General features: G+C 72.2%; 21 protein-coding genes and 2 pseudogenes. 15 read left to right on the top strand and 8 right to left on the bottom strand.

Translation table 11 applies throughout. The features are described from left to right. Window positions 1-67 precede the first annotated feature (67 nt). The 6 genes from ACFYZZ_RS19255 to ACFYZZ_RS19230 all read left to right on the top strand — a co-directional run bounded on the left by ACFYZZ_RS19255 (window position 68) and on the right by ACFYZZ_RS19230 (window position 5,509). Window positions 68-1,390 carry an aldehyde dehydrogenase family protein gene (locus ACFYZZ_RS19255; RefSeq protein WP_389177045.1) on the top strand — a complete coding sequence of 441 codons (1,323 nt, stop codon included), beginning with the start codon at window positions 68-70 and terminating at the stop codon, window positions 1,388-1,390. A 37-nt stretch (window positions 1,391-1,427) separates the two neighbouring features. Beyond that, window positions 1,428-2,336 carry an aldo/keto reductase gene (locus tag ACFYZZ_RS19250; protein WP_389177043.1) on the top strand — a complete coding sequence of 303 codons (909 nt, stop codon included), beginning with the start codon at window positions 1,428-1,430 and terminating at the stop codon, window positions 2,334-2,336. A gap of 257 nt (window positions 2,337-2,593) precedes the next feature. After that, a complete protein-coding gene (locus tag ACFYZZ_RS19245) occupies window positions 2,594-2,962 on the top strand; it encodes a BlaI/MecI/CopY family transcriptional regulator (protein WP_389177041.1) in 369 nt (122 codons plus the stop codon). After that, window positions 2,962-3,891, top strand: coding sequence for a M48 family metalloprotease (locus tag ACFYZZ_RS19240; RefSeq protein WP_389177039.1), 930 nt, complete (start codon window positions 2,962-2,964; stop codon window positions 3,889-3,891). Before ACFYZZ_RS19245 ends, ACFYZZ_RS19240 begins: the two co-directional genes overlap by 1 nt. Window positions 3,892-3,999: 108 nt before the next feature. Then, window positions 4,000-4,392, top strand: coding sequence for a VOC family protein (locus ACFYZZ_RS19235; protein WP_389177037.1), 393 nt, complete (start codon window positions 4,000-4,002; stop codon window positions 4,390-4,392). 46 nt (window positions 4,393-4,438) lie between these two features. Then, window positions 4,439-5,509 carry an adenosine deaminase gene (locus ACFYZZ_RS19230; RefSeq protein WP_389177035.1) on the top strand — a complete coding sequence of 357 codons (1,071 nt, stop codon included), beginning with the start codon at window positions 4,439-4,441 and terminating at the stop codon, window positions 5,507-5,509. Here the strand turns inward: ACFYZZ_RS19230 and ACFYZZ_RS19225 are convergent. Beyond that, window positions 5,491-6,006 (bottom strand): DUF664 domain-containing protein, encoded by a 516-nt coding sequence (locus ACFYZZ_RS19225; RefSeq protein ID WP_389177033.1) that lies wholly within the window; start codon window positions 6,004-6,006, stop codon window positions 5,491-5,493. The genes ACFYZZ_RS19230 and ACFYZZ_RS19225 overlap by 19 nt on opposite strands. A 133-nt stretch (window positions 6,007-6,139) precedes the next feature. Continuing rightward, window positions 6,140-7,021 carry a LysR substrate-binding domain-containing protein gene (locus ACFYZZ_RS19220; RefSeq protein WP_389177031.1) on the bottom strand — a complete coding sequence of 294 codons (882 nt, stop codon included), beginning with the start codon at window positions 7,019-7,021 and terminating at the stop codon, window positions 6,140-6,142. Between the two features lie 126 nt (window positions 7,022-7,147). Here ACFYZZ_RS19220 and mgrA point away from each other — a divergent pair, with 126 nt between their 5' ends. After that, window positions 7,148-8,140 (top strand): L-glyceraldehyde 3-phosphate reductase, encoded by a 993-nt coding sequence (gene mgrA / locus ACFYZZ_RS19215; protein ID WP_389177029.1) that lies wholly within the window; start codon window positions 7,148-7,150, stop codon window positions 8,138-8,140. A 126-nt stretch (window positions 8,141-8,266) separates the two neighbouring features. Here mgrA and ACFYZZ_RS19210 read toward each other — a convergent pair. Next, window positions 8,267-8,371 (bottom strand): annotated as a pseudogene (locus tag ACFYZZ_RS19210) (DUF1905 domain-containing protein); the annotation flags it as partial. A gap of 128 nt (window positions 8,372-8,499) precedes the next feature. Next, on the bottom strand, window positions 8,500-8,880 hold the full coding sequence (locus ACFYZZ_RS19205; protein WP_094221750.1) for a nuclear transport factor 2 family protein: 381 nt from the start codon (window positions 8,878-8,880) through the stop codon (window positions 8,500-8,502). A 327-nt stretch (window positions 8,881-9,207) separates the two neighbouring features. Here ACFYZZ_RS19205 and ACFYZZ_RS19200 point away from each other — a divergent pair, with 327 nt between their 5' ends. The 4 genes from ACFYZZ_RS19200 to ACFYZZ_RS19185 all read left to right on the top strand — a co-directional run bounded on the left by ACFYZZ_RS19200 (window position 9,208) and on the right by ACFYZZ_RS19185 (window position 13,610). After that, window positions 9,208-9,618 carry a hypothetical protein gene (locus ACFYZZ_RS19200; protein WP_389177027.1) on the top strand — a complete coding sequence of 137 codons (411 nt, stop codon included), beginning with the start codon at window positions 9,208-9,210 and terminating at the stop codon, window positions 9,616-9,618. 82 nt (window positions 9,619-9,700) lie between these two features. Further along, entirely contained in the window at window positions 9,701-12,040 is a 2,340-nt protein-coding gene (locus tag ACFYZZ_RS19195; protein ID WP_389177025.1) for an FHA domain-containing protein, read from the top strand. Window positions 12,041-12,048: 8 nt separating this feature from the next. Further along, window positions 12,049-12,609: a hypothetical protein gene (locus ACFYZZ_RS19190; RefSeq protein ID WP_389177023.1), complete on the top strand. Its 561-nt coding sequence runs from the start codon at window positions 12,049-12,051 to the stop codon at window positions 12,607-12,609. Next, a complete protein-coding gene (locus ACFYZZ_RS19185) occupies window positions 12,609-13,610 on the top strand; it encodes a serine/threonine-protein kinase (RefSeq protein ID WP_389177021.1) in 1,002 nt (333 codons plus the stop codon). Before ACFYZZ_RS19190 ends, ACFYZZ_RS19185 begins: the two co-directional genes overlap by 1 nt. Before the next feature lie 19 nt (window positions 13,611-13,629). Here the strand turns inward: ACFYZZ_RS19185 and ACFYZZ_RS19180 are convergent, their stop codons facing one another. Continuing rightward, complete coding sequence (locus ACFYZZ_RS19180) at window positions 13,630-14,898, bottom strand: streptophobe family protein (RefSeq protein WP_389177019.1); 1,269 nt, start codon at window positions 14,896-14,898, stop codon at window positions 13,630-13,632. 183 nt (window positions 14,899-15,081) lie between these two features. Between ACFYZZ_RS19180 and ACFYZZ_RS19175 the strand changes: the two are divergent. The 3 genes and pseudogenes from ACFYZZ_RS19175 to ACFYZZ_RS19165 all read left to right on the top strand — a co-directional run. Continuing rightward, window positions 15,082-16,377, top strand: a pseudogene (locus ACFYZZ_RS19175) (DUF6777 domain-containing protein); the annotation flags it as partial. A 387-nt stretch (window positions 16,378-16,764) separates the two neighbouring features. Further along, on the top strand, window positions 16,765-17,217 hold the full coding sequence (locus tag ACFYZZ_RS19170) for an ATP-binding protein (protein WP_386578599.1): 453 nt from the start codon (window positions 16,765-16,767) through the stop codon (window positions 17,215-17,217). A gap of 9 nt (window positions 17,218-17,226) precedes the next feature. After that, window positions 17,227-17,682 carry a helix-turn-helix domain-containing protein gene (locus tag ACFYZZ_RS19165; RefSeq protein ID WP_389177017.1) on the top strand — a complete coding sequence of 152 codons (456 nt, stop codon included), beginning with the start codon at window positions 17,227-17,229 and terminating at the stop codon, window positions 17,680-17,682. Between the two features lie 19 nt (window positions 17,683-17,701). Here the strand turns inward: ACFYZZ_RS19165 and ACFYZZ_RS19160 are convergent, their stop codons facing one another. Then, window positions 17,702-18,907: an epoxide hydrolase family protein gene (locus tag ACFYZZ_RS19160; RefSeq protein ID WP_389177015.1), complete on the bottom strand. Its 1,206-nt coding sequence runs from the start codon at window positions 18,905-18,907 to the stop codon at window positions 17,702-17,704. A gap of 122 nt (window positions 18,908-19,029) precedes the next feature. On the opposite strand from ACFYZZ_RS19160, the gene ACFYZZ_RS19155 reads away from it, so the two are divergent. Further along, a complete protein-coding gene (locus ACFYZZ_RS19155; RefSeq protein WP_389177013.1) occupies window positions 19,030-19,512 on the top strand; it encodes a VOC family protein in 483 nt (160 codons plus the stop codon). Between the two features lie 45 nt (window positions 19,513-19,557). On the opposite strand, the gene ACFYZZ_RS19150 is transcribed toward ACFYZZ_RS19155, so the two are convergent. Both ACFYZZ_RS19150 and ACFYZZ_RS19145 read right to left on the bottom strand, forming a co-directional pair. Next, complete coding sequence (locus ACFYZZ_RS19150; protein ID WP_389177011.1) at window positions 19,558-20,454, bottom strand: aminoglycoside phosphotransferase family protein; 897 nt, start codon at window positions 20,452-20,454, stop codon at window positions 19,558-19,560. Between the two features lie 96 nt (window positions 20,455-20,550). Then, window positions 20,551-21,435, bottom strand: coding sequence for a geranyl diphosphate 2-C-methyltransferase (locus ACFYZZ_RS19145; RefSeq protein WP_389177009.1), 885 nt, complete (start codon window positions 21,433-21,435; stop codon window positions 20,551-20,553). Window positions 21,436-21,467 lie beyond the last annotated feature (32 nt).

Genomic DNA, 21,467 nt, shown 5'->3' with positions numbered 1-21,467 from the left:
TTTACATCTGACCTTCCGAGACCCTACGCTCGGGCCGACCCGCCCGTGCACCACCAGCGAGGCATCCGTGAACCACTCCACCTCCGAGCAGCCCGCCGACGTCGTGGCCCGGCTGCGCGCCACCTTCCGCACCGGCCGCACCAAGCCCGTCGAGTGGCGCACCGCCCAGCTCCGGCGCCTGCGCGCGATGCTCACGGAGAACGGCGCGGACCTCGCCGCCGCCCTCCACGCCGACCTGGGCAAGAGCAGCACCGAGGCCTATCGCACCGAGATCGACTTCACGATCCGGGAGATCGACCACACTCTCGAGCACCTGGACGAGTGGCTGCGCCCGGAGTCCGCGCCCGTCCCGGCGCACCTCGGCGGCGACGCGACGGCCTGGACGCAGTACGACCCGCTCGGCGTCGTCCTCGTCGTCGCCCCCTGGAACTACCCGGCCCAGCTCCTGCTCGCCCCCATGGTCGGCGCGCTGGCCTCCGGCAACGCGGTCGTGGCCAAGCCGAGCGAACTGGCCCCGGCCACCTCGGCCGCGCTGGCCGAGCTGATCCCCGCCCATCTCGACACCGACGCCGTCGCCGTGGTCGAGGGCGGCATCCCGGAGACCACGGCCCTGCTCGCCGAGCGCTTCGACCACATCTTCTACACCGGCAACGGCGCCGTCGGCCGCATCGTGATGCGCGCCGCCGCCGAGCACCTCACCCCGGTCACCCTCGAACTGGGCGGCAAGTCCCCGGTGTTCGTCGACCGCGGCACCGACCTCGACGTGGTCGCCGACCGGCTGGCGCGCGGCAAGTTCCTGAACGCGGGCCAGACCTGCGTCGCCCCCGACTACGTCCTCACCGACCCGGAGACCGCCGCAGCCCTGGAGACCGCGCTGGTCCGCGCCGTCGATGCTCTCTTCGGCGCCGACCCGCAGGCCTCGCCCGAGTACGGCCGGATCGTCAACGAGCGCCACTTCGAGCGGCTCTCCGCCCTGCTCGGCTCCGGCCGGGTGGCGGTCGGCGGCGGCAGCGACCGTACGGACAAGTACATCGCGCCGACCGTGCTCGCGGACGTCGACCCGAAGTCCCCGGTGATGCAGGAGGAGATCTTCGGCCCCGTTCTGCCGATCGTCACCGTGTCCGGCCTGGACGCGGCGATCGACTTCATCAACGACCGCGACAAGCCGCTCGCGCTCTACGTCTTCACCGAGTCCGAGCAGACGCGCGGGCGCATCGCCGCCGAGACCTCCTCGGGCGGCCTCGGCTACGGCCTGCCGCTCGCCCACCTGACCGTCTCCGACCTGCCGTTCGGCGGTGTGGGGGAGAGCGGGATGGGCAGCTACCACGGGCGCTACTCGATCGAGACGTTCAGCCACCGCAAGGCGGTGCTGGCCAAGCCGCTGGGCTGAAGGGACGGTTCCGGGGCGTCTGTGCGAGACTCCGCCGATGACCGCTGAAACGATCACCGCGGACGCCTCCGGTACGTTCAAGCTCGGCGACCTGCCCGTCCACCGCATCGGCTTCGGTGCCATGCGGCTGACGGGCAGTGCCGCCTTCCATCTCGGCACCGTCAGCGACCGCGCACGCTCGATCGCCGTCCTGCGCAGGGCCGTGGAACTCGGTGTGAACCACATCGACACGGCCGCGTTCTACTTCTCCTCCCTGCGCTCCGCCAACGAACTCATCAACACCGCCCTCGCGCCGTACGGCGACGACCTGGTCATCGCGACCAAGGTCGGCCCGTTCCGCGACTATTGCGGAGAGTGGGGCACCTCGGCCCGCCCTGACCAGCTGCGCGGTCACGTCGAGGAGAACCTGCGCCAGCTCGGCCGGGACCATCTCGACCTCGTCTATCTGCGCCGGATGGGACAGGACTCCATCGCCGAACACTTCGGTGCCCTCGCCGAACTGCGCGAGGCCGGCCTGGTCCGGCACCTCGGCATCTCCGCGATCCAACCCCGGCACCTGACCGAGGCGCTGGAGATCGCCCCCGTTGTCTCCGTGCAGAACCGGTACGCACTGGACGTCCCGGACCCGCGGGACGACGAACTCCTGCGGATGTGCGGCGAACGGGGGATCGCCTTCGTGCCCTACTTCGCCGTCGCGGGCGAGGGCGCCGAGCGCGGCGCGGCCGGCACGCGCAACGACGACGAGGTCCTCGCCGTCGCCCGCGCGCACGGCGTGAGCCCCGCGCAGATCCGCACCGCCTGGACCCTTCACCAGGGCCCGCACGTCCTCGCCATCCCCGGCACCGGCAACCCGGACCACCTGACGGAGAACGTCGCCGCGGGCGCCCTGCGGCTCAGCCGGGAGGAGCTGGAGCGGCTGAACGCTCTGCACACTCAGGCCGTCTGACACCCGGCGCGGCCGTGCCGGGCCATCGGTCCGGGGCGGCCGGCTCACCACCTGCCCCGCCGCCACCCGCGCAGCAGGCCATGGGCGGCATCGGCAGCAGGATCCGAGGGCGGCCTGGCACGCAGCCGTACGGAGATCGTCGGCGCCCCCTCCCGTCATGGGCGTGCGGGCGCTCGGCCCAGCACGGCACCCGGCTGACTACAATGGCGTAGACGGTCTTCCGAACTGCAGACGAAGACGGGGTGAGGAACGTTCCCATGACCGACGCCAAGGACGAACGCCGGCCGGCCGGTGAGCTCGAAGCGAGCGTCATGGCCGCCCTCTGGGCCGCCGGCGCGCCCCAGACGCCTGGCCAGGTCCAGCTGAGCCTCGGCGCGGCCCTCGCGCGTACGACAGTGACGACCATCCTCACCCGCCTGCACGACAAGGGCATGGTGGAGCGGCAGCGCCAGGGCCGCGGCTACGCCTACTTCCCGCTCCAGGACGCCCAGGGCCTCACCGCCCGCCGGATGCACACCGAACTCGACCGGGACAGCGACCGCGAAACCGTCCTCGCCCGCTTCGTCGCCCAGCTCAGCCCCGACGACGAACGCATCCTGCGGGACCTGCTCGAGTCCGACGACTGATGACCGCACTGCTCCTGCTGCCGCTGCTGCTGCCGTTCGCCCTGCCGGCACTGGCCCGGCGGGCCCTGGACCGGCTCGTCCCGGCCGTCGCGCTGTGGGCGATCACCGCCTGTGCGGTGGTCCTCGCGGGCAGCTCGCTGGCCGCGCTCGGCGCGTTCGTCCTGACGGGTCTGCTCAAGGTGCCGCTGTTCGCCGCGCTCGGTGAGCTGGTCCACCCGCTGCGCACCGCCTCGGACCTCGTCGTCCTGCCCGCCGCCGCGACCTCCGTCGGCGCCCTCGCCGTGTGCGGCTGGAGCCTCGTCCGCTCGGTGCTGCGCCAGACCCGCGCCTTCCGGGCCGCCCGCACGGAGGCCGGCCGCGGACCCGCCGCGGGCGACCTGTGCGTGGTCGACTCGCCCTGCCCGGACGCGTACGCCCTGCCCGGACGCCCGCACCGCATCGTCGTCACCACCGCCATGCTGCGCAGCCTCGACGGCCGAGAGCGCGAGGCGCTGTTCGCGCACGAGCGGGCGCACAACGACGGCGGGCACCACTACTTCCTGGCCGCCGCCGAACTCGCGGCGCACTGTCATCCCGCCCTGCGCCCGGTCCGCGAGACCATCCGGCTCGCCGCCGAGCGCGCCGCCGACGAGGCCGCCGCGGCCTCGGTGGGCGACCGGCGTCTGACCGCCCGCGCCATCGCCCGCGCCGCCCTCGCCGGCCAGGCCACCCGCTCGGAGCGCCCCGACTTCGCCGCGGCGGCCACGACGGGCCCCGTCCCCCGGCGCGTCCAGGCTCTGCTGGCCGCCCCCCGGACCGTGCACCGCACCGGTCGGCGCATCGCCGCGCTCCTGCTCGCCTGCGCCGCCGTCTCCTGTGTGGCCGCGGTGACCGGAATGGCCGACTTCCACCACCGGGTCGAGGTCGCCCAGGGCGACGAAAAGCCCTGATCCACCGCTCCTCGCGAACCGCCGGACCCACCCGTGCGGCGGGTGACTGGCGTCCGCGAAGTTTTACGTATAACCTCACCCGCTAACCACCCTCACCGGAAGGCCCCGATGCGACGCGTTGCCCTGGTCACCCTCGTCGTGGACGACTACGACGAGGCCATCCGCTTCTACACCGAGGCCCTCGGATTCCGACTGGTCGAGGACACGCCGCGGCCGGACGGCTCCCGCTGGGTCATGGTGGAGCCCGGTACGGACGACCACGGCACCGGCCTGCTGCTCGCCCGCGCCAAGGGCGAGGACCAGCGCGCCCGGATCGGGGACCAGACCGGTGGGCGGGTCGGGTTCTTCCTGTACACCGACGACTTCGCCCGCGACCACGCCCGCATGACCGCCGCCGGCGTGACCTTCCTGGAGGAGCCGCGCCACGAGCCGTACGGCTCGGTCGCCGTCTTCCAGGACCTCTACGGCAACCGCTGGGACCTGCTCCAGCCCGCCGCCTGACCCTCCTCCCGCTGCTTTGAACCGCCTGCTCAAGGAAAGACCCGCCATGACTGCTACGCGCGTAGACGCCGACGTGATCCGCCGCCTGCCCAAGGCCGTCCTGCACGACCACCTCGACGGCGGCCTGCGCCCAGCCACCGTCGTCGAGCTCGCGGCCGCGGTCGGCCACACCCTGCCGACCACCGACCCCGACGAGCTGGCCGCCTGGTACTACGAGGCCGCCAACTCCGGCGACCTGGTCCGCTACATAGCCACCTTCGAGCACACCCTCGCCGTCATGCAGAACCGTGAGGGCCTGCTGCGCGTCGCCGAGGAGTACGTCCTCGACCTCGCCGCCGACGGTGTCGTCTACGCCGAGGTGCGCTACGCGCCCGAGCTGAACACCAAGGGCGGGCTCACGCTGAACGAGGTCGTGGAGACCGTCCAGGAGGGCCTCGCCGCCGGTATGGCCAAGGCGGCCGCCGCCGGTACGCCCGTCCGTGTCGGCACCCTGCTGTGCGGCATGCGCATGTTCGACCGCGTCGGCGAGGCCGCCGAGCTGGCCGTCGCCTACCGCGACGCCGGTGTCGTCGGCTTCGACATCGCCGGCGCCGAGGACGGCTTCCCGCCCGCCGACCACCTGGCCGCCTTCGAGCACCTGCGCCGCGAGAGCGTGCCCTTCACCATCCACGCCGGCGAGGCGCACGGCCTGCCCAGCATCCACCAGGCCCTCCAGGTGTGCGGCGCCCAGCGCATCGGCCACGGCGTGCGCCTCACCGAGGACATCGTCGACGGCAAGCTCGGCCGCCTGGCCGGCTGGGTGCGCGACCGCCGCATCGCCCTGGAGATGTGCCCGACCTCCAACCTCCAGACGGGCTGCGCCACCTCCATCGCCGAGCACCCCATCACCGCGCTGAAGGACCTGGGCTTCCGGGTCACCCTCAACACCGACAACCGGCTGGTCTCCGGCACGACGATGACCCGGGAGATGTCCCTGCTGGTCGAGGAGGCCGGCTGGACCGTCGAGGACCTGCGCACGGTGACCGTGAACGCCCTCAAGAGCGCGTTCATCCCGTTCGACGAGCGCAACGCCCTCATCGAGGACGTGGTCCTGCCGGGTTACGCCGCCGCGCTCTGAAGCAGCCCCCGCAGGTAGGCGGCCTGTCCGATGTGCTGAAGGTCGTCGGACAGGACGCTCACCAGGCGGACCCCCAGGGTGACCGGGGGATCCCAGCGCTCGTCCACGACGCGTTCGAGATCCTTGGCGGCCAGCTCGCGCAGGGCGCCGAGGGTCTGCTCGTGCACGGCGTCGTAGTACCCGGTGAGCAGGTCGGCCGACTCGACCCGCACCTTGGCGACCTTCGCGGGCGTGTGTCCGAAGCCGGTGTCGTGGCGGGGCAGGTCGAGGCCGAAGCGCTTCTGCCAGTCCTGGGTCAGCCACACCTGGTCGAGGTCGAAGGCGTCGGCGATGTGGTCGTCCTGCACCCGGGTGAGGTGCCAGACGAGCCACGCGACGGAGTTGGCGTCGGGGGCCGGGCGGGAGTGCAGTTCGTCCGGACCGAGGCCGTCGAGGGCGGCATGGACTTCTTCCTGGATGCGGCCGTAGCCGTCGATGAGGATGTCCTTCGCATGCATGCGTCCACCATCGCGCATCGCCCGCGGTCATGCGTGCGGAATCCGGCCCCTCGTGCCCGAACCCGGTGTCGGCGGTGAGGGGCGGGTTCTCGGCCGTCCGATCAGGAGGCCGGGGGCCCGTCCTGGGACGGTGTCAGGCGCCGGTCTCCAGGAGGGTGACCAGGGCGCGGGCCGCGGGGCTCGTCGCCCGTTCCGGCGGCAGCAGGGCCACGGTCTCGTACTCCGCCTCGCCCGTGCCCTTCACCGGGAGTGCCGTCAGCGAGGGCCGCTTGTGCCGGAAATGCCGCGGTACGACGGCGATGCCGAGGTTCTCGTCGACCAGGTCCAGCAGGCTGTGCACGTCGTTGACCTCCAGCGCGACCGTGCGCCGGACACCGGCCGCGGCGAAGGCGGAGTCCGTGGTGCGGCGCGGCCCCCAGTCCGGGTGGAAGTCCACGAAGACCTCACGGGCCAGGTCGTCCAGTGTCAGCACCGCGCCGGCCGCGGCGAGCCGGTGATCGGGATGGCACAGGACCGTCATCGGCTCGCTGGTCAGCGCCACCGAGCGCAGCTGGTCGTCGTCCGCCTGGGTCCGGTAGGCGAAGGCCAGGTCCAGCCGTCCGGCCGCGACCTCCTCGGCCAGCGCGCCCGAGCCCGCCTGCCGCAGCCGGATCTCCACGTCCGGATGCCGCCGCCGGAAACCCGCCAGCAGTTGCGCCACATGCACCCCGGCGATGCACTGCTCGGTGCCCAGCGCCAGCGTGCCGCGCAGCACGCCCTGCACCGCCGCCACCGCCTCGTGCGCCGAGCGCACCTGCGCCAGGATCCGCTCGGCCTCCACCAGCAGCGCGCGCCCCGCCTCGGTGAGCGTCACCCGCCGGGTGGTGCGGACGAACAGCGGCGCCCGCAGCTCCCGCTCCAGCGCCCGGATGGACGCCGACAGGCCGGACTGGGACACCATGAGGCGTTCGGCGGCCCGGGTGAAGTGCTGGTCCTCGGCGACCGCGACGAAGTGCTGGAGATGGCGCAGTTCCATGACTCAGAAGCGTATCCGCTGAATTCCATCGGATTCTCCTGTTGGACCACTGCCCGCGGGCCGCGACAGAGTGGACACCGGTTCCCCGGAACCGGACTCACCTGTGCCAACCCCTCTGGAGGCGCGTTGTACACCGCACACCCCGACCGTTACGCCGACATGCCCTACCGGCGCACCGGACGCAGCGGCCTGAAGCTCCCGGCGCTGTCCCTCGGCCTGTGGCACAACTTCGGGCCCGACCGGCCCGTCGAGACCCAGCGCGCCATCCTGCGCCGCGCCTTCGACCTCGGCGTCACCCACTTCGACCTCGCCAACAACTACGGCCCGCCGCCCGGCGCCGCCGAGTCCGCGCTCGGCGAGGCCCTGAAGGCCGACTTCACGCCGTACCGCGACGAGCTGGTGATCTCCACCAAGGCCGGCTACCTCATGTGGCCCGGCCCGTACGGTGAATGGGGCTCGCGCAAGTACCTGCTGTCCTCGCTGGACCAGAGCCTCACGCGGATGGGCCTGGACCACGTCGACATCTTCTACTCGCACCGTTTCGACCCGGACACTCCGCTGGAGGAGACGATGGGCGCCCTGCACTCCGCGGTGCAGCAGGGCAAGGCGCTCTACGTCGGCGTCTCCAACTACTCGGCGGAGCAGACCCGCGAGGCCGCCCGCATCCTCGGTGAACTCGGCACCCCGCTCCTCATCCACCAGCCGCGCTACTCGATGCTCGACCGGCGCCCCGAGGACGAGGGCCTGCTGGACGCCCTGGACGAACTCCAGGTGGGCTCCATCGTCTACTCCCCGCTGGAGCAGGGACTGCTCACCGGCCGCTACCTCGACGGCATCCCCGAGGACTCCCGGGCCGCGAGCGACAGCCCCTTCCTGAACTCGGACGCGGTCACCGAGGACCTGGTCGGCCGGCTGCGCGCCCTGGACGAGATCGCCAAGTCCCGCGGCCAGACCCTGGCCCAGCTGGCCCTGGCCTGGGTGCTCCGGGGCGGCCGGGTGACCTCCGCCCTGGTCGGAGCGAGCAGCCCGCGGCAGATCGAGGACAGCGTCGGCACGATCCGCAACCTGGACTTCGAGGACGAGGAACTGGCGCGGATCGACGCGATCGTGAAGGGCTGAGCACGCGGGGCGGTGAGTGACCGTCAGGCCGTGAGCCGCTCGCTGACCTCCCAGAGTGTCGATGATCCGGCCGGGGACGGGAGGTGGCCAGGAGTTGAGCCGCTCCGTGATCAGGGAGGGCTGAGGTCACAGTCGCTCCTGGAGGCGTACGGTCACCGTGTCGCCCTCGCCCTTGCCGATCGCTTTGCGTACGTCGGCCTTCACGGGGAGCTTGTGGGTGCCGTCGCCCAGTTCCTCGTCGACTTTCCCCGCCGTGCCCGTGTTCCTGCCGTTGGCGTTCATGACGGTCTCCGCTCGCGGTGATCCTTTCCTGCCTCACCAGACCGCCGCGAGCGGGAAAACTCATCGCCGTCTCTGCCTCAGGCGCCCGGCAGCCGGTCCAGGAAGCCCAGCACCTGGCGGATCCGGCCCTCGCCGTCCAGCGTGATCACGTCGAACCCGGCCACCGGCGCCGAGCCGTCCGCCTCGTTCACCAGCTCCCAGCCGAACCGCGCGGTGTCGTGGTGCCCGTCCACCGCGCCGAGCGGCCGGAAGGCGAACCCGGGGAACTGCTCGTGGGCCGCGGCGATCACGGCGGCGATCTGGTCGTGCCCGCGGACGTCGGCGAGCGGGTCGGTGTAGCTGCCGTCCGCGGTCCAGGCCGCCGCGACCGCCTTCTGCAGGGCCTCCGGCTCGGTGGCGTTCCAGGCCTCGAAGTAACGGGCGACGGCGCTGTCGTAACTGTTGGTGTTCACGGTCATGGCGAATCAGCCTCCATCGAGGTCGTATCTGCTGGTCAGAAGCCGGATCCGGGGTTCCGTCGATCCGGTGTGACCACCATGCCCGAGCGGTGGGGGCGGGTCGATTACCTCCCGGGTAATGACGGAGGCGCTGTACAGCCGGCGCATAGCCGGTGCATTTTCAGCCAGAACGCGCGGTGAATATGCCAAGAGACTGGCCGGAAAGTCATGGTGACTGTGTTTCGGGAGTGGCGATACTCGAACTTCAGGGGCACTTTCACCGCACGGGAGCCGTACGGAAAGCGAGGGTTCGGCCGGCACCGCAGCTATGCGTTCGGGGGAGTGATCGTGCACGACGAGTTCCTGTGCCATGTCACCGCGTACGGCGTGTGCGGCGGACAGCGGATCGGCGTACCGCTCGGCACCTATCGCGCGCCGACCCTGGCGCTGGCCCTGTGGTGGCTGCGGGACCGGGCGTCCTGGATCGCCGAGCGGCTCGACCCCAGTCCGGAGGGCCCCGCCTACCCCTCGGGGGCGCTCGTGCCGGTCGCGGACACGGTGGCCGACGTCCCCGCGCTGCTGCGTGCCTGGTGCGCCGACGACGTGCAGCAGGAGCTGGTCGCGGACGAGTTGGCCGGTGGACGGCTGGTGCGGATCGCCGCCAGTGACGACACCACCGAGTACGAGCTGCTCGCCGAGTCCGTGGACGCGCTGCGCATGCAACGCACCCTCCCGGCGCTCGTCGTACCCGTCGCCTGACACGTGCCACGGCGGCTCCGCGCGCCCTGAGACCCCGGAGCCACAGGGGCGCATATGTGAACGAATCGGTACAATTCTGGCCATGGCGGAGCAGCCGGTCGCCCCGACGTCACTCGAACTCGTTCTGGAGACCGACACGGGCTCCACGGTGATGAGCCCGGGCCACGACTACCACGTCGGACGTGATCCGTTGAGCGACATCGTGTTCGACGATGCCCGGGTCTCATGGCACCACGCCGTGCTGAGCTGCGGCCACGACGGCTGGACGCTCAGGGACGAGCAGAGCACCAACGGCACCTTCGCCGACGGCCTGCGCATCCGGGAGTGGGACGTCCGCCCCGGCAGCGTGATCCGCTTCGGCAACCCCGACGACGGCCCCCGAGCCGTACCGCTCGGCCCGCGCGCACCCGCCACCGACCGCCCGTCGGGGATCTCGCGTCCCGAGCTGACCGGAACCTTCCGCACCCCGAGCAGCGTACGGCCCCTGCCCGCGTACACCATCCGCATCGGCCGCTCCGACGGCAACGACCTCGTCGTCGACGACCTGACCGTCTCCCGCCACCATGCCGAACTGCGCGCCCTCCTCGGCGGCGGCCACGAGATCGTCGACCTCGGCAGCCACAACGGCACCTACCTCAACGGCCGGCCCGTCACCCGCGCCCCGGTCGGCCCCGGCGACATCATCGGCGTCGGGCATGTGGCGTACTGCCTGGTCGGCGACGAACTCCAGGAGTATGTCGACCGCGGCGAGATCTCCCTCGACGTGCAGGACCTCACGGTCGCCGTCGACCGCGGCAGCAAGATCCTGCTCGACCACGTCTCCTTCCCTGTGGGGGAGAAGTGCCTGCTCGCGGTGGTCGGACCGAGCGGCGCCGGAAAGTCCACGCTGCTGCACGCCCTGACCGGCCAGCGGCCCGCCGACCACGGCACCGTCCTGTACGACGGTCGCGACCTGTACCACGACTACGCCGAGCTGCGCGGGCGCGTCGGCCTGGTCCCGCAGGACGACATCCTGCACCCCCAGCTCACCGTGCGCGCCGCCCTGTCCTACGCCGCCGAGCTGCGCTTCCCCGAGGACACGGCGAGGTCGGAACGCCTGGCCCGGGTGGACGAGGTGATCCGGGAACTCGGCCTCGAACAGCGCGCCGAGCAGCCCGTGCACAGCCTCTCCGGCGGGCAGCGCAAGCGGGTCAGCGTGGCCCTGGAACTGCTGACCAAGCCGTCGCTGCTGTTCCTGGACGAGCCGACCTCCGGCCTCGACCCCGGCATGGACCGGTCGGTGATGCACATGCTGCGCAGTCTCGCCGACGACGGCCGCACCGTCATCGTGGTCACGCACAGCGTCCTCAGCCTGGACGTCTGCGACCGCCTCCTGGTCCTCGCCCCCGGCGGCCGGATCGCGTACTACGGCATGCCCGACGACGCCCTCGCCTTCTTCGGCTTCGAGCAGTGGCCGGAGGCCTTCGAGGCCTTCGACCGCGACCAGGACCGGGACTGGGCCGGGGAGTACCGCGACTCGCCCTTCCACCGGCACTACGTCTCCGAGGCCACCACCCAGCCCCGCCGCCCGGACTCCGCGCCCCTCGCCCCCGCACCACCGCCCCGCCCCCGCAGCCGGGGCGCCCAGCTCGGCACGCTCGTCCGCCGCTACACCGCCGTTCTCGCCGCCGACCGCACCTTCCTCGCCGTCATGATCGCCCTGCCGTTCGTGATGGGCGCCATGGACCGCGCCCTCGCGGGCGGGAAGCTGACCCAGGACACCGCGATGAACGCGCTGCTCATCCTGTGCGTCGGCGGCGTGCTCATCGGCGCCGCCAACGCGGTGCGCGAACTCGTCAAGGAACGCGTGGTCTACCGGCGCGAACGCGCCGTCGGCCTGCCCAGATCGGCGTACCTGATGTCCAAGGTCGTGGTACTCGGCACCATCACGGTCGTCCAGGCCGTCGTCCTCACCCTGGTCGCCCTGCTCGGCGTCGATCTGGGCGCCCCCGGCGGCCACGGCGTCCTGCTGCCACCCCTGGCCGAGATCACCCTCGCCGTCGCCCTGCTGGCCTTCACCGCGATGATGCTCGGCCTGCTGGTGTCCGCGCTGGTGCGCAAGGAGGAGGTGACGATGCCGCTGCTGGTGCTGCTGGCCATCGTCCAGGTCGTCTTCTGCGGCGCCCTGCTCCCGCTGCACGGCGTGCCCGTCCTCGAACAACTGTCCTGGTTGGTGCCCTCCCGCTGGGCGCTCGGCGCCATGGCCGGCACGGTCGACCTCGCCCGGATCGTGCCCGGCGACCTCACCGCCGACCCCCTGTTCCGGCACTCGGCCGGCGTCTGGCTGCTGGACCTCGCCATGCTGCTGGTGCTGTCCGTCGGCTACGGCCTCCTGGTCGCCCGGCTGTTGCGCCGGCACGAACCCGCCGTGATGCGGAAGTAGGCGGACCGATGACGAAGCAGCCGAAACAGCAGCCCCCCGGATTCCGGCCCACCCACGTCGTCCCGCCGAACGGCATGCCCGCCTGGGAGGCCCCGGACCCCTCCCGGCCCACCGTGCCCCTCGACCCGCTGCTGCCCGTGGTGCTGGTGGAGCGGCTCGGCGACTGGGGACACATCCGCTGTGCCAACGGCTGGGCCGCCTGGGTCGACGGCCGCCACCTGATCGCCGTACCCCAGGACCCGCCCGCCGGTGACGGCCCGCCCACCGGCACCGCCGACCCGCGCCCGCTGCTGGCCCGCGCCGAGCAGGCCCTGGCCGACTACCGGTCCGCGGTGGAGGAACTCGCGGCCGGAGACCTGGACGGGCAGTCCTTCGGTGACCGCACCAGCGGACTGCGCATCGGGGTCGTGCTGGACGGCGAGTCCATGTGGGTGTACGACCCCGAGGAGGAACGGTGGCTGTACGCCGACGGACGGCGGCTGCACACCTACGCCACCGACCGCACGCCGTCGGACGAGGACACCGGGCACGCCCCCACCCGCTTCACGGCCCCCAAGGGTGAGCCGTGATGGCCCGCCAGACGAGCCTGTCCTCCCGTCGGCCCTCGCAACTGATCGGCTGCCAGGTGGCCGGCTACCTGGTGCAGAGCGAGATCGGCCGCGGCGGCATGGCCGTCGTCTACCGCGCCCGCGACCTGCGCCTGGACCGGACGGTCGCGCTCAAGCTGCTCGCCCCGGAACTCGCCCGCAACGACACCTTCCGGCAGCGCTTCACCCATGAGTCCCGGGTGGCCGCCGCGATCGACCATCCGCACATCGTGCCCGTCTTCGAGGCGGGCGAGACGGACGGCGTGCTCTACATCGCCATGCGGTACGTCCCCGGCAGTGATCTGCGCCATCTCCTCGACGAACGCGGGCCGTTGCCGTTCGAGGTCGCCGTACGCATCGCCGCGCAGGTGGCCTCCGCGCTCGACGCCGCCCACGAACACGGACTCGTCCACCGGGACGTGAAGCCCGGCAACATCCTGGTCGCCCGGGGCACCGACAGCGAGCACCCCGAGCACGTCTACCTCACCGACTTCGGACTGACCAAGAAGTCGCTGTCCCTGACCGGGTTCACCAGCGTCGGCCAGTTCGTGGGCACCCTCGACTACGTGGCCCCCGAGCAGATCTCCGGCCGGCCCGTCGACGGGCGCTGCGACGTCTACGGCCTCGCCTGCGTCGTCTACGAGACCCTGGCCGGACACCCGCCCTTCGTGCGCGAGGACGACATGGCGCTGCTGTGGGCCCACCAGTACGACGAGCCGCCCCCGCCGAGCGAGTCCCGCTCCGACCTCGTCCCGGCCGTCGACGCCGTCTTCGCCAGGGCCCTCGCCAAGAGCCCGGACGGCCGCTACGACACCTGCCTCGACTTCGTCGCCGCCCTGCGCACGGCCCCGGCCGGCGACGTCGGCCATGACGACGGCGACGGTGAGGGTGACGGTGACGGCGATCCGGACACCGAGACGGACCTGCGGAAACCGGCCGAACCCCCGCAGCCACCGCAGTGGGCTCAGCCCTTCTTCCGCTAGAGGGGCGCCAAGAGGGTCGCTAAGGCGTCTCGACCTCGCCCCTCCGGTGCACCGGTCGGGCCAGCAGCGCGCCCAGGAAGCCGGCAGCCAGCCCCCACAGCGCACCGATGCCCACCGCCTGCCACAGCTCGGGTTCGAGGAACAGCTCCCCGGACAGACCGCCGCCCAGGTCGCCGATGCCGAGCAGGGACAGGCCGTAGTGCGCCGCGACCCGGCACAGCAGACAGATCATCAGCACCGTCAGGGCCAGGGCGGCGGCCAGTCGCAGGGCGTGCTGCCAGGCCCGGACCCGGGCCGGGGACCGCGCCGCCATCAGGAAGGCGACCCCCGACAGCACCACCACCTGCGTGACCAGCAGCCACCACATCCCGCGGTCGTACTCGGTGAGCGTGCGCAGATTCAGCGTGGCGACGTCGGGTGTGCGCAGGATCTGGTCCAGGACATGCGGCATCGGCAGGCCGAACGGACCTTCGACCCGGCCGTGCCAGGTGGCGCCCTGACCGAGGGTGAGAGCGAGCCAGGCCAGGTTGGGCAGTCCGAGCAGGATCACCGCGAACATCTCGGTGACGTGCCCGCGCGTCACCGCCGACACCAGCGCGACGACGAGGCCCAGCACGACATAGGCCAGCAGCAGGACGACCATGGCGTGCGCGGCGGGGCGCACCGACTCCTGGCAGCGCAGCAGGCGCCCAGGCAGCGGCGCGCCGGGCGCGACCAGCACGGTCAGCACCAGCACCCCGGCCAGCCACAGCAGCCCGAACAGCACGGTCAGCGGCACGTTCGTGGTGAACCCGACCTTCGGCGTCGCGTCGAACAGGTCGGTGAGATCGCTGAGGGCGCCGTTGCCCACGTCCACGGCGAAGGTCTGCCGGGCGGCGAAGGAAAGGCCGAGCAGCGCGATCAGCCACAGCACCGCGATCCGGGCGGCCCAGCCCACCAGTTCCCGGGCCGAGGCGACCGCCCTGTGCCGCAACGGCCGCAGAAAACCCGCGCCGATCACCAGTGCACCGGCGAGGGTCACCGACAGCGGGATCACCGTGAGGCCGGCCCGGGTCTGCGCCAGCACACCCGCGTTGCCGGAGAGTTCGAGCGTGCCGCCCACCGCCGCCACCACGGTCGCCATCACCACCCGGGCGAAGGCGCCGTCCGGCAGATCCGCCGCTCCGGCCGCCCACAGGCCCAGCGCTGCGAGTACGACCATGACGGCCAGCCCGGCCAGCACCGCGGCCGCGGCCTGCACCCAGCCGTGGCGGGCGACGGGCCGCTCGGGGACGGTCTCAGGGCTCACCCTTGCCACGCTAGGCAGCGCGCGGGCACCCCGCCCGCCGGGTGGCCCGTCCGCGTCGGCTTGCGAGTCACCTGGGGCAGGAGCACACAATAGGAGGAATTGTGCAGCAAATGCACAATAAACGGGTCTTTCTCGGACAAGAGCCGCGCATCACGACGGGAAGCGCGACGGGAAGAAGTGCTCGTGGGCGTCGAACCTCCGTCATCAGGCCGCCCGACCGGGCCGCCCTCCGGCCCGCTGTCGGGACCCTCCCAGCCCCCCTCCGGACCGCCCGAACCACCACCCGGCGGTGGCGCCGGGGCGGGGGCCGGTGGACCGCACCGGCCGTGGTGGAGGTCCGCCCCGCGCGTGGCCGTCCTCACCGGCGTCGTGGTCGCCGCGGTCGTGGTGGCGCTGGTCCTGACCCGCCCCGGCGGCGGAGGTACCGCGCAGGGTGGCGAGGTCTTCCTGCAGGCCGCGAGCAAGACCGGCCCGGACCCCTTCATGGAGTCGACCGCGACGGAGAGTTCCGCCCCGCCCGAGACCTCCGCCCCGGCGACGACCGCCTCACCGGGGAAGACCGCCGCCCCGACCGGCACCTCGCAGGCGACCACGTCCGCGCCCGCCGGCCAGGTGCGCACGGTCGACGGCGGCGCGCCGGGCCTCTACAGCGGTGTCAAGAACCGCCCCAGCTGTGACGTCGAGAAGCAGATCAGGACCCTCCAGGCCAACCCGGCCAAGAACCGCGCGTACGCGGCGGAAGCCGGCATCCAGCCCTCCGCCGTCCCCGCCTACCTGCGCTCGCTCACCCCCGTGACGCTGCGTGCCGACACCCGCGTCACCAACCACGGCTACCGCGGCGGCTCCGGCACCTCCTACCAGGCCGTCCTCCAGTCCGGCACCGCCGTCCTGGTCGACGGGCACGGCGTTCCCCGGGCGCGCTGCGCCTGCGGCAACCCGCTGACCCCGCCGGTCGCCCAGCGCGCCACGCCACGGCACACGGGTGACCACTGGGCGTCGTACCAGCCCGCGAACGTCGTCGTGGTGCGGCCCACCACGGTGATCGTCAACGTCTTCGTGATCTACGACTTCCACCGCGACGACTGGTTCGACCGGCACCGTGGCGACGACAGCGGCCGGCACGACCAGCACACCAAGCCGCCACGGGACACCCACCCCTGGACCCGGCCCCCCGTCGCCTGCGCGTCCACCCCGGGCACGACCGGGGCACCGGGCACCGGGCCGAAGCCCTGTCCGTCGACACCTTCGCCGACGTCCACGTCGACCGGCCCGTCCAAGTCGTCCCCTTCGTCGTCGTCCCCGACTTCGACTTCGACTTCGCCCAGCTCCGAGTCGCCATCCTCTGAATCGCCGAAGTCCGAGTCGCCGTCCTCGGAGTCGCCATCGTCGGAGTCGCCGTCTTCGGAGTCGCCGAAGTCCGAGTCGCCGTCGTCCGAGTCGCCGAAGTCCGAGTCCCCGTCGTCCGAGTCGCCGTCGGTCGAGTCCCCTTCTTCGGAGTCCGCGTCCACGGAGGGCTCCACCTCGGGGTCGCCGTCCTCGGAGTCCCCCAAGTCGGAGCCCCCGTCCAGTCAGGGCGAATCCCCGCAGACCGGACAGTCGGCGGAGAAGTCCAGCGCCGCGGAGCCCTCCAGCGCTCAGGAGCAGCCGCCGACCGAGAACTCGCCCGCCGAGAACTCTCCGGCCGAGAACCCGCCCGCCGAGAACGCCCCGGCGACGTGAGCGGCCCCACACTCCCGCCCCGGCGGCTGTGACAAAGCTCGCTGTGCGCGGTCGGCGAACGCACCAGGGGGACTGCCGGGCCCGGCTCGGGGTACGAGGACTGGTGCAACACTGAACGGCCGGATCGGGCTTCCGAGAGAGACACGCATGACCGAATACCTGGGCGGGGCAGTGATACCGACTGGTTTCGACGTACCCGTGGAGCCGCTGCGACGCGCGGCGCACTACACCGGCGAACCCGGATGCATCGGAGACGCACGGGCTTTCGCGGCCCAGTTCCTGCAGCAGCTGAGGACCGAGTGGTGCGCCGCCATCGACAGCCGGGCCGACGACGAGCTGCTCCTCGTCGTGAGCGAGCTGGTCACCAACGCGGACCGGCACAGCAGCGGCCCGTACATCCTGGAACTGGAGGGCACGGACACCGCCGTCACGGTGGTGGTGTACGACAGCAGCTCGGCTCTGCCCCGCCGGTTCCCGAAGGACCCCGAGCGCGTCGGCCGGCACGGTCTGGAGATCGTGCACGCCCTGGCCGCGCAGGTGACCGTGGAGCGCGTGCCGGTCGGCAAGCGCGTGTGCGCGCGAGTGGAACTCGGGGCCTAGGGTGAGGGGGTGAGCAACCAGGTGAGCAACGAAGCCCGTGTGATCCCGCTCCGCCCGGAGCCGATCCGGACCGAGCCGATCCGGACGGAGCCCGTCCGCCCCGAGCCCGTCCGCCCCGAGCCGGTCCGGACGGACGCTCCTGAGCCCGCGCCCAGGGAGCCCCTGTGGCGCGATCTCGTCGGTGAGGTGCTGCGCCGTGAGCGGCTGGCGCAGGAGCGCACGCTCCGGGACGTGGCCGATGAGGCCCAGATCTCCCTGCCCTATCTCTCCGAGATCGAGCGCGGCCGCAAGGAGGCCTCCTCCGAGGTCCTCGCGGCGGCCGCCCGCGCGCTCGGCCTGGGCCTCGGTGACCTGCTGTCGCTCGCGCAGGGCGAGCTGACCCGGCACACCGCCGCGGGCCGCCGTACGGCCGCGGTGCCGCAGCACCCGTACCAGCCGTACAACGGGTTGTGCCTGGTGGCCTGAGGTACGGCTCCCGGTCCGCTCAGCCGGTGCCCTTCTCGCGCAGCTGCCGGAAGAAGGCCCGGAGGTCGGCGGCCAGCAGGTCCGGTTCCTCCAGGGCCGCGAAGTGCCCGCCCCGGTCGAACTCCGTCCAGCGCACGATGTTCTCGGTCCGGTCCGCCTTGTGGCGCAGCGGGATCTGGGGCTCGGCCGGGAACAGGGCGAGGGCCGTCGGCACCGTGGACGGCTCGGCGGGCCGGGTGGTCCGGCCGTGCGCGTGGGCCCGCTCGTAGTAGATGCGCGCGGACGAACCGGCCGTGCCGGTCAGCCAGTACAGTATGACGTTCGTCAGCAGCCGGTCCCGGTCGACGGCCTCCTCCGGGACCGCCTCGGAGTCGGTCCACTCCCGGAACTTCTCGACGATCCAGGCGAGTTGACCGACCGGCGAGTCCGTCAGCGCGTACCCGAGGGTGTGCGGCCGGGTTGACTGCAGGACGGCGTAGCCCGTGCCCTCGCGCGACCACTGCGCCCACCGCCGCCACGAGGCGAGGGTGTTCTCCCGTTCCTGCGCGCCGAGCCCGCTCAGTTCCTCCGGGCCGGGCTCGGTGGCGGCCTGGGCGCCGGGCAGCAGGGTGAGGTGAACGCCGATCACCCGGTCGGGACGGGCGCGGCCCAACTCGCGGGAGACCACCGCGCCCCAGTCGCCGCCGTGCGCGCCGAAGCGCTCGTAGCCGAGCCGCCGCATCAGCTCCGCCCAGGCGCCGGCGATCGGGGCCGCCTCCCAGCGGGGCTGCGTGGTGGGCCCGGAGAGACCGAAGCCGGGGAGGCCCGGCACCACGACATGGAACGCGTCGGCGGCCTCGCCGCCGTGCGCCACGGGGTCGGTGAGCGGCCCGACGACGTCCAGGAACTCGACGATCGACCCTGGCCAGCCGTGGGTCAGGATCAGCGGGGTCGCGTCCGGCTCGGGGGAGCGCACATGGGCGAAGTGGACGTGCGCCCCGTCCACGGTGGTGGTGAACTGCGGCCACTCGTTCAGCCGCGCCTCGGCGGCCCGCCAGTCGTACTCGTGCCGCCAGTACCGGGCCAGATCCCGCAGGTAGCCGCCGGGAACGCCGTACTCCCAGCCGGTCCCCGGCAGCTCGGCCGGCCAGCGGGTGCGGTCGAGGCGGTCGTACAGGTCGTCCAGATCGCTCTGCGGGACCGACAGTCGATACGGCCGGACGGTCTCGGCGGACGCAGACGTCATGGCCCGGATGCCAGTGCCCGGCGGGCCGTGTCCCTGGGAAGCCGGTCGGTGGCCGGCCGATGAGTTTCGGGGCGTGGGCCGGTCGATACACATGACCGTGTTCCACGCTCCAGGAGGTGCGCATGACCACCGACGGATTCACCACGTGTCTCTGGTTCGACGGCCAGGCCGAGGAGGCCGCCGACTACTACGTGTCGATCTTCAAGAATTCCAGCGTCGGCCGTGTCGGCCGCTTCACCGAGGCCGGGCCCGGGCCGGCCGGTTCGGTGGTGGCCGTGGAGTTCACGGCCAACGGCCACCGGTTCGTCGCGCTCAACGGCGGCCCCCAGTTCAAGTTCACCGAGGCGATCTCGTTCCAGATCTTCTGCTCCGACCAGCAGGAGATCGACTACTACTGGAACCGGCTCACCGAGAACGGCGGCGAGGCCGGCCCCTGCGGCTGGCTCAAGGACCGGTACGGCGTCTCCTGGCAGGTCGTCCCCGACCGCCTGATCGACATGATCGGCGACCCGGACCCGGAGAAGGCGACCCGCACCAGCCGCGCCATGCTGAGCATGGGCAAGCTCGACATCGCCGAGCTGGACAAGGCGTACGCGGGCGAGTAGGCCGTCCGTCCCACGGCAGGCTGGGCCGCCACCCGTCCTCGGTGATCACGTGCCGGGATCCTCGGCGAGGATCTCGGCGATCACATGCCGGGAGTTCTCCGCGAGCGCCGGGTTGGTGTGCCAGTAGTACGGCAGCTGGATCAGCGAGATCGACAGCGCCCAGCCCCGCCCGCGTGCCCACTCGGCGTCGTCGGCTCCCACGGCCTTGCGGAAGGTGTCTCGGGCGGTCGCGGGCAGCAGGTTCCAGGCCACGATCAGGTCCACGGCGGGATCGCCGACCCCGGCACAACCGAAGTCGATCACCGCGCTCAGCCGCCCGTCGGCCACCAGGACGTTCCCGGGGGACAGATCGCCGTGCATCCAGGCCGGCGACCCGCCGTGCTCCGGGGCGCGCAGCGCACGCTCCCACAGAGCTGTCACCGGGTCCGTGTCGATCCTGCCGGTGAGCTGCTCCAGGGCCGCACGGGTCGGCTCGTCGCGGGCCGCGAGCGGGACGCCCCGGCCGGCGGACGGCCCGTCCCCGAGGTCGGTCCGGCGCAGCGCGGCCACGAACGCCCCCAGCTCCTCGGCCAGCCGCTCCGGCGCCTCGACGGCGCCCGCGACCGGGTTGCGCCCGTCCAGCCAGCGGTACACCGACCAGGGCCACGGAAAGTCCTCGTCCGGCTCGCCGAGCCCCACCGGCTCGGGCGTGGCCACCGGAACGCGCGACCCGAGGAGGGGCAGCCAGCGCTGCTCGTGCACCACGTCGCCCACGGCGCCGGGACGCCGGGGCAGCCGCACCACCAGCTCCGTCCCCAGACGGAACATCGCGTTCTCGGTACCGGACGACTCCAGACGCCGGACGGGCAGCGACCCCCAGGCGGGGAACTGCCGTGCGATCATCCGTCGGACCAGCGCAGCATCGGTCTCGACCTCGTCCTCGTGCATCTTCACCGCACACATGGGGCCCCATCCAAGAGCCCGGCGCGCCCCCTGTCGAGCGAAATACCGAGGGGGCGGCGTCGTTGGACACCGCCCCCGCCCGTCGGCCTGCCGGGATCAGACCCGGTCGGCCACGATCAGCAGGTACTGGAAGCTGCCGTTGCGGTACGCGGACAGGAAGGTGTCCTCGATGCCGGTGACCAGGTGGTCCGCCTCCTTGCGCAGTTCCCAGTACGGGATGGTGGCCTGCGTCAAGTCCTCGACGTGCACCGGCACCAGCCGGTTGCGGGCCATCGCGCGGAAGTACTCCGACCGCGGGTGGATGTCGCAGATGTAATGCGCGTTGATCTGGGACACCTCGCGCGAGGCCTGCCCGTAGGTGTCGTTGTAGCAGCCGGTGATCACCACGTACCGTCCGCCGCGGCGCAGCAGCCGGGCGTGCTCGGCGAACAGCAGGTCCAGCTCGACGTACATGGTGGACTCGTTGTTCCACGACGCGGCGTACGCGCCCGACTCGAAGCCGGTGTCGAGCATGTTGCGGTGGTGGTAGCGCACCTTGCCGTCGATGCCCCGCTTGCGGGCCATCTCGTTGGCGAACTCGGCCTGCTTGGCGGAGATCGTGACACCGTCGGAGTGGCAGCCGTGGCGCAGGTTCGCCACCACGCTGCCGCCGCCCCGGCCGCAGCCGGCGTCGAAGACGCGGTCGGCGGCGGTGAGCGGGCCGAGGTGGGTGGCCAGCAGTTCGGCCTGGGCGTGCTCCAGACGGTGCAGTTCGCCGGTGACCCGCTTCTTGCGCAGGTCCGGGTCGGGTTCGTCGAGTACCGACCAGTCGGCGTCCCCGATGCCGTAGTGGTGGTGGTACAGGTCGTCGATCTTTCCGAGTTCGAGGTTGACCGGGTTCTCTTCGGCGTTCCAGTAGTCCGCGACACGGGTCTGGTACGTGGACTGGGTCGGCACCGGAGCTGACGTGGGGGTCTTCCGGGCGACAGGGGCGGTGGTCAACAGTGACTCCTCGAAGTGCGTCTGACGGTGTT

The organism is Streptomyces sp. NPDC001816, assembly GCF_042892235.1.
Taxonomy (GTDB): Bacteria; Actinomycetota; Actinomycetes; order Streptomycetales; family Streptomycetaceae; genus Streptomyces.
This window is presented reverse-complemented; position numbering and strand designations above follow the sequence as displayed.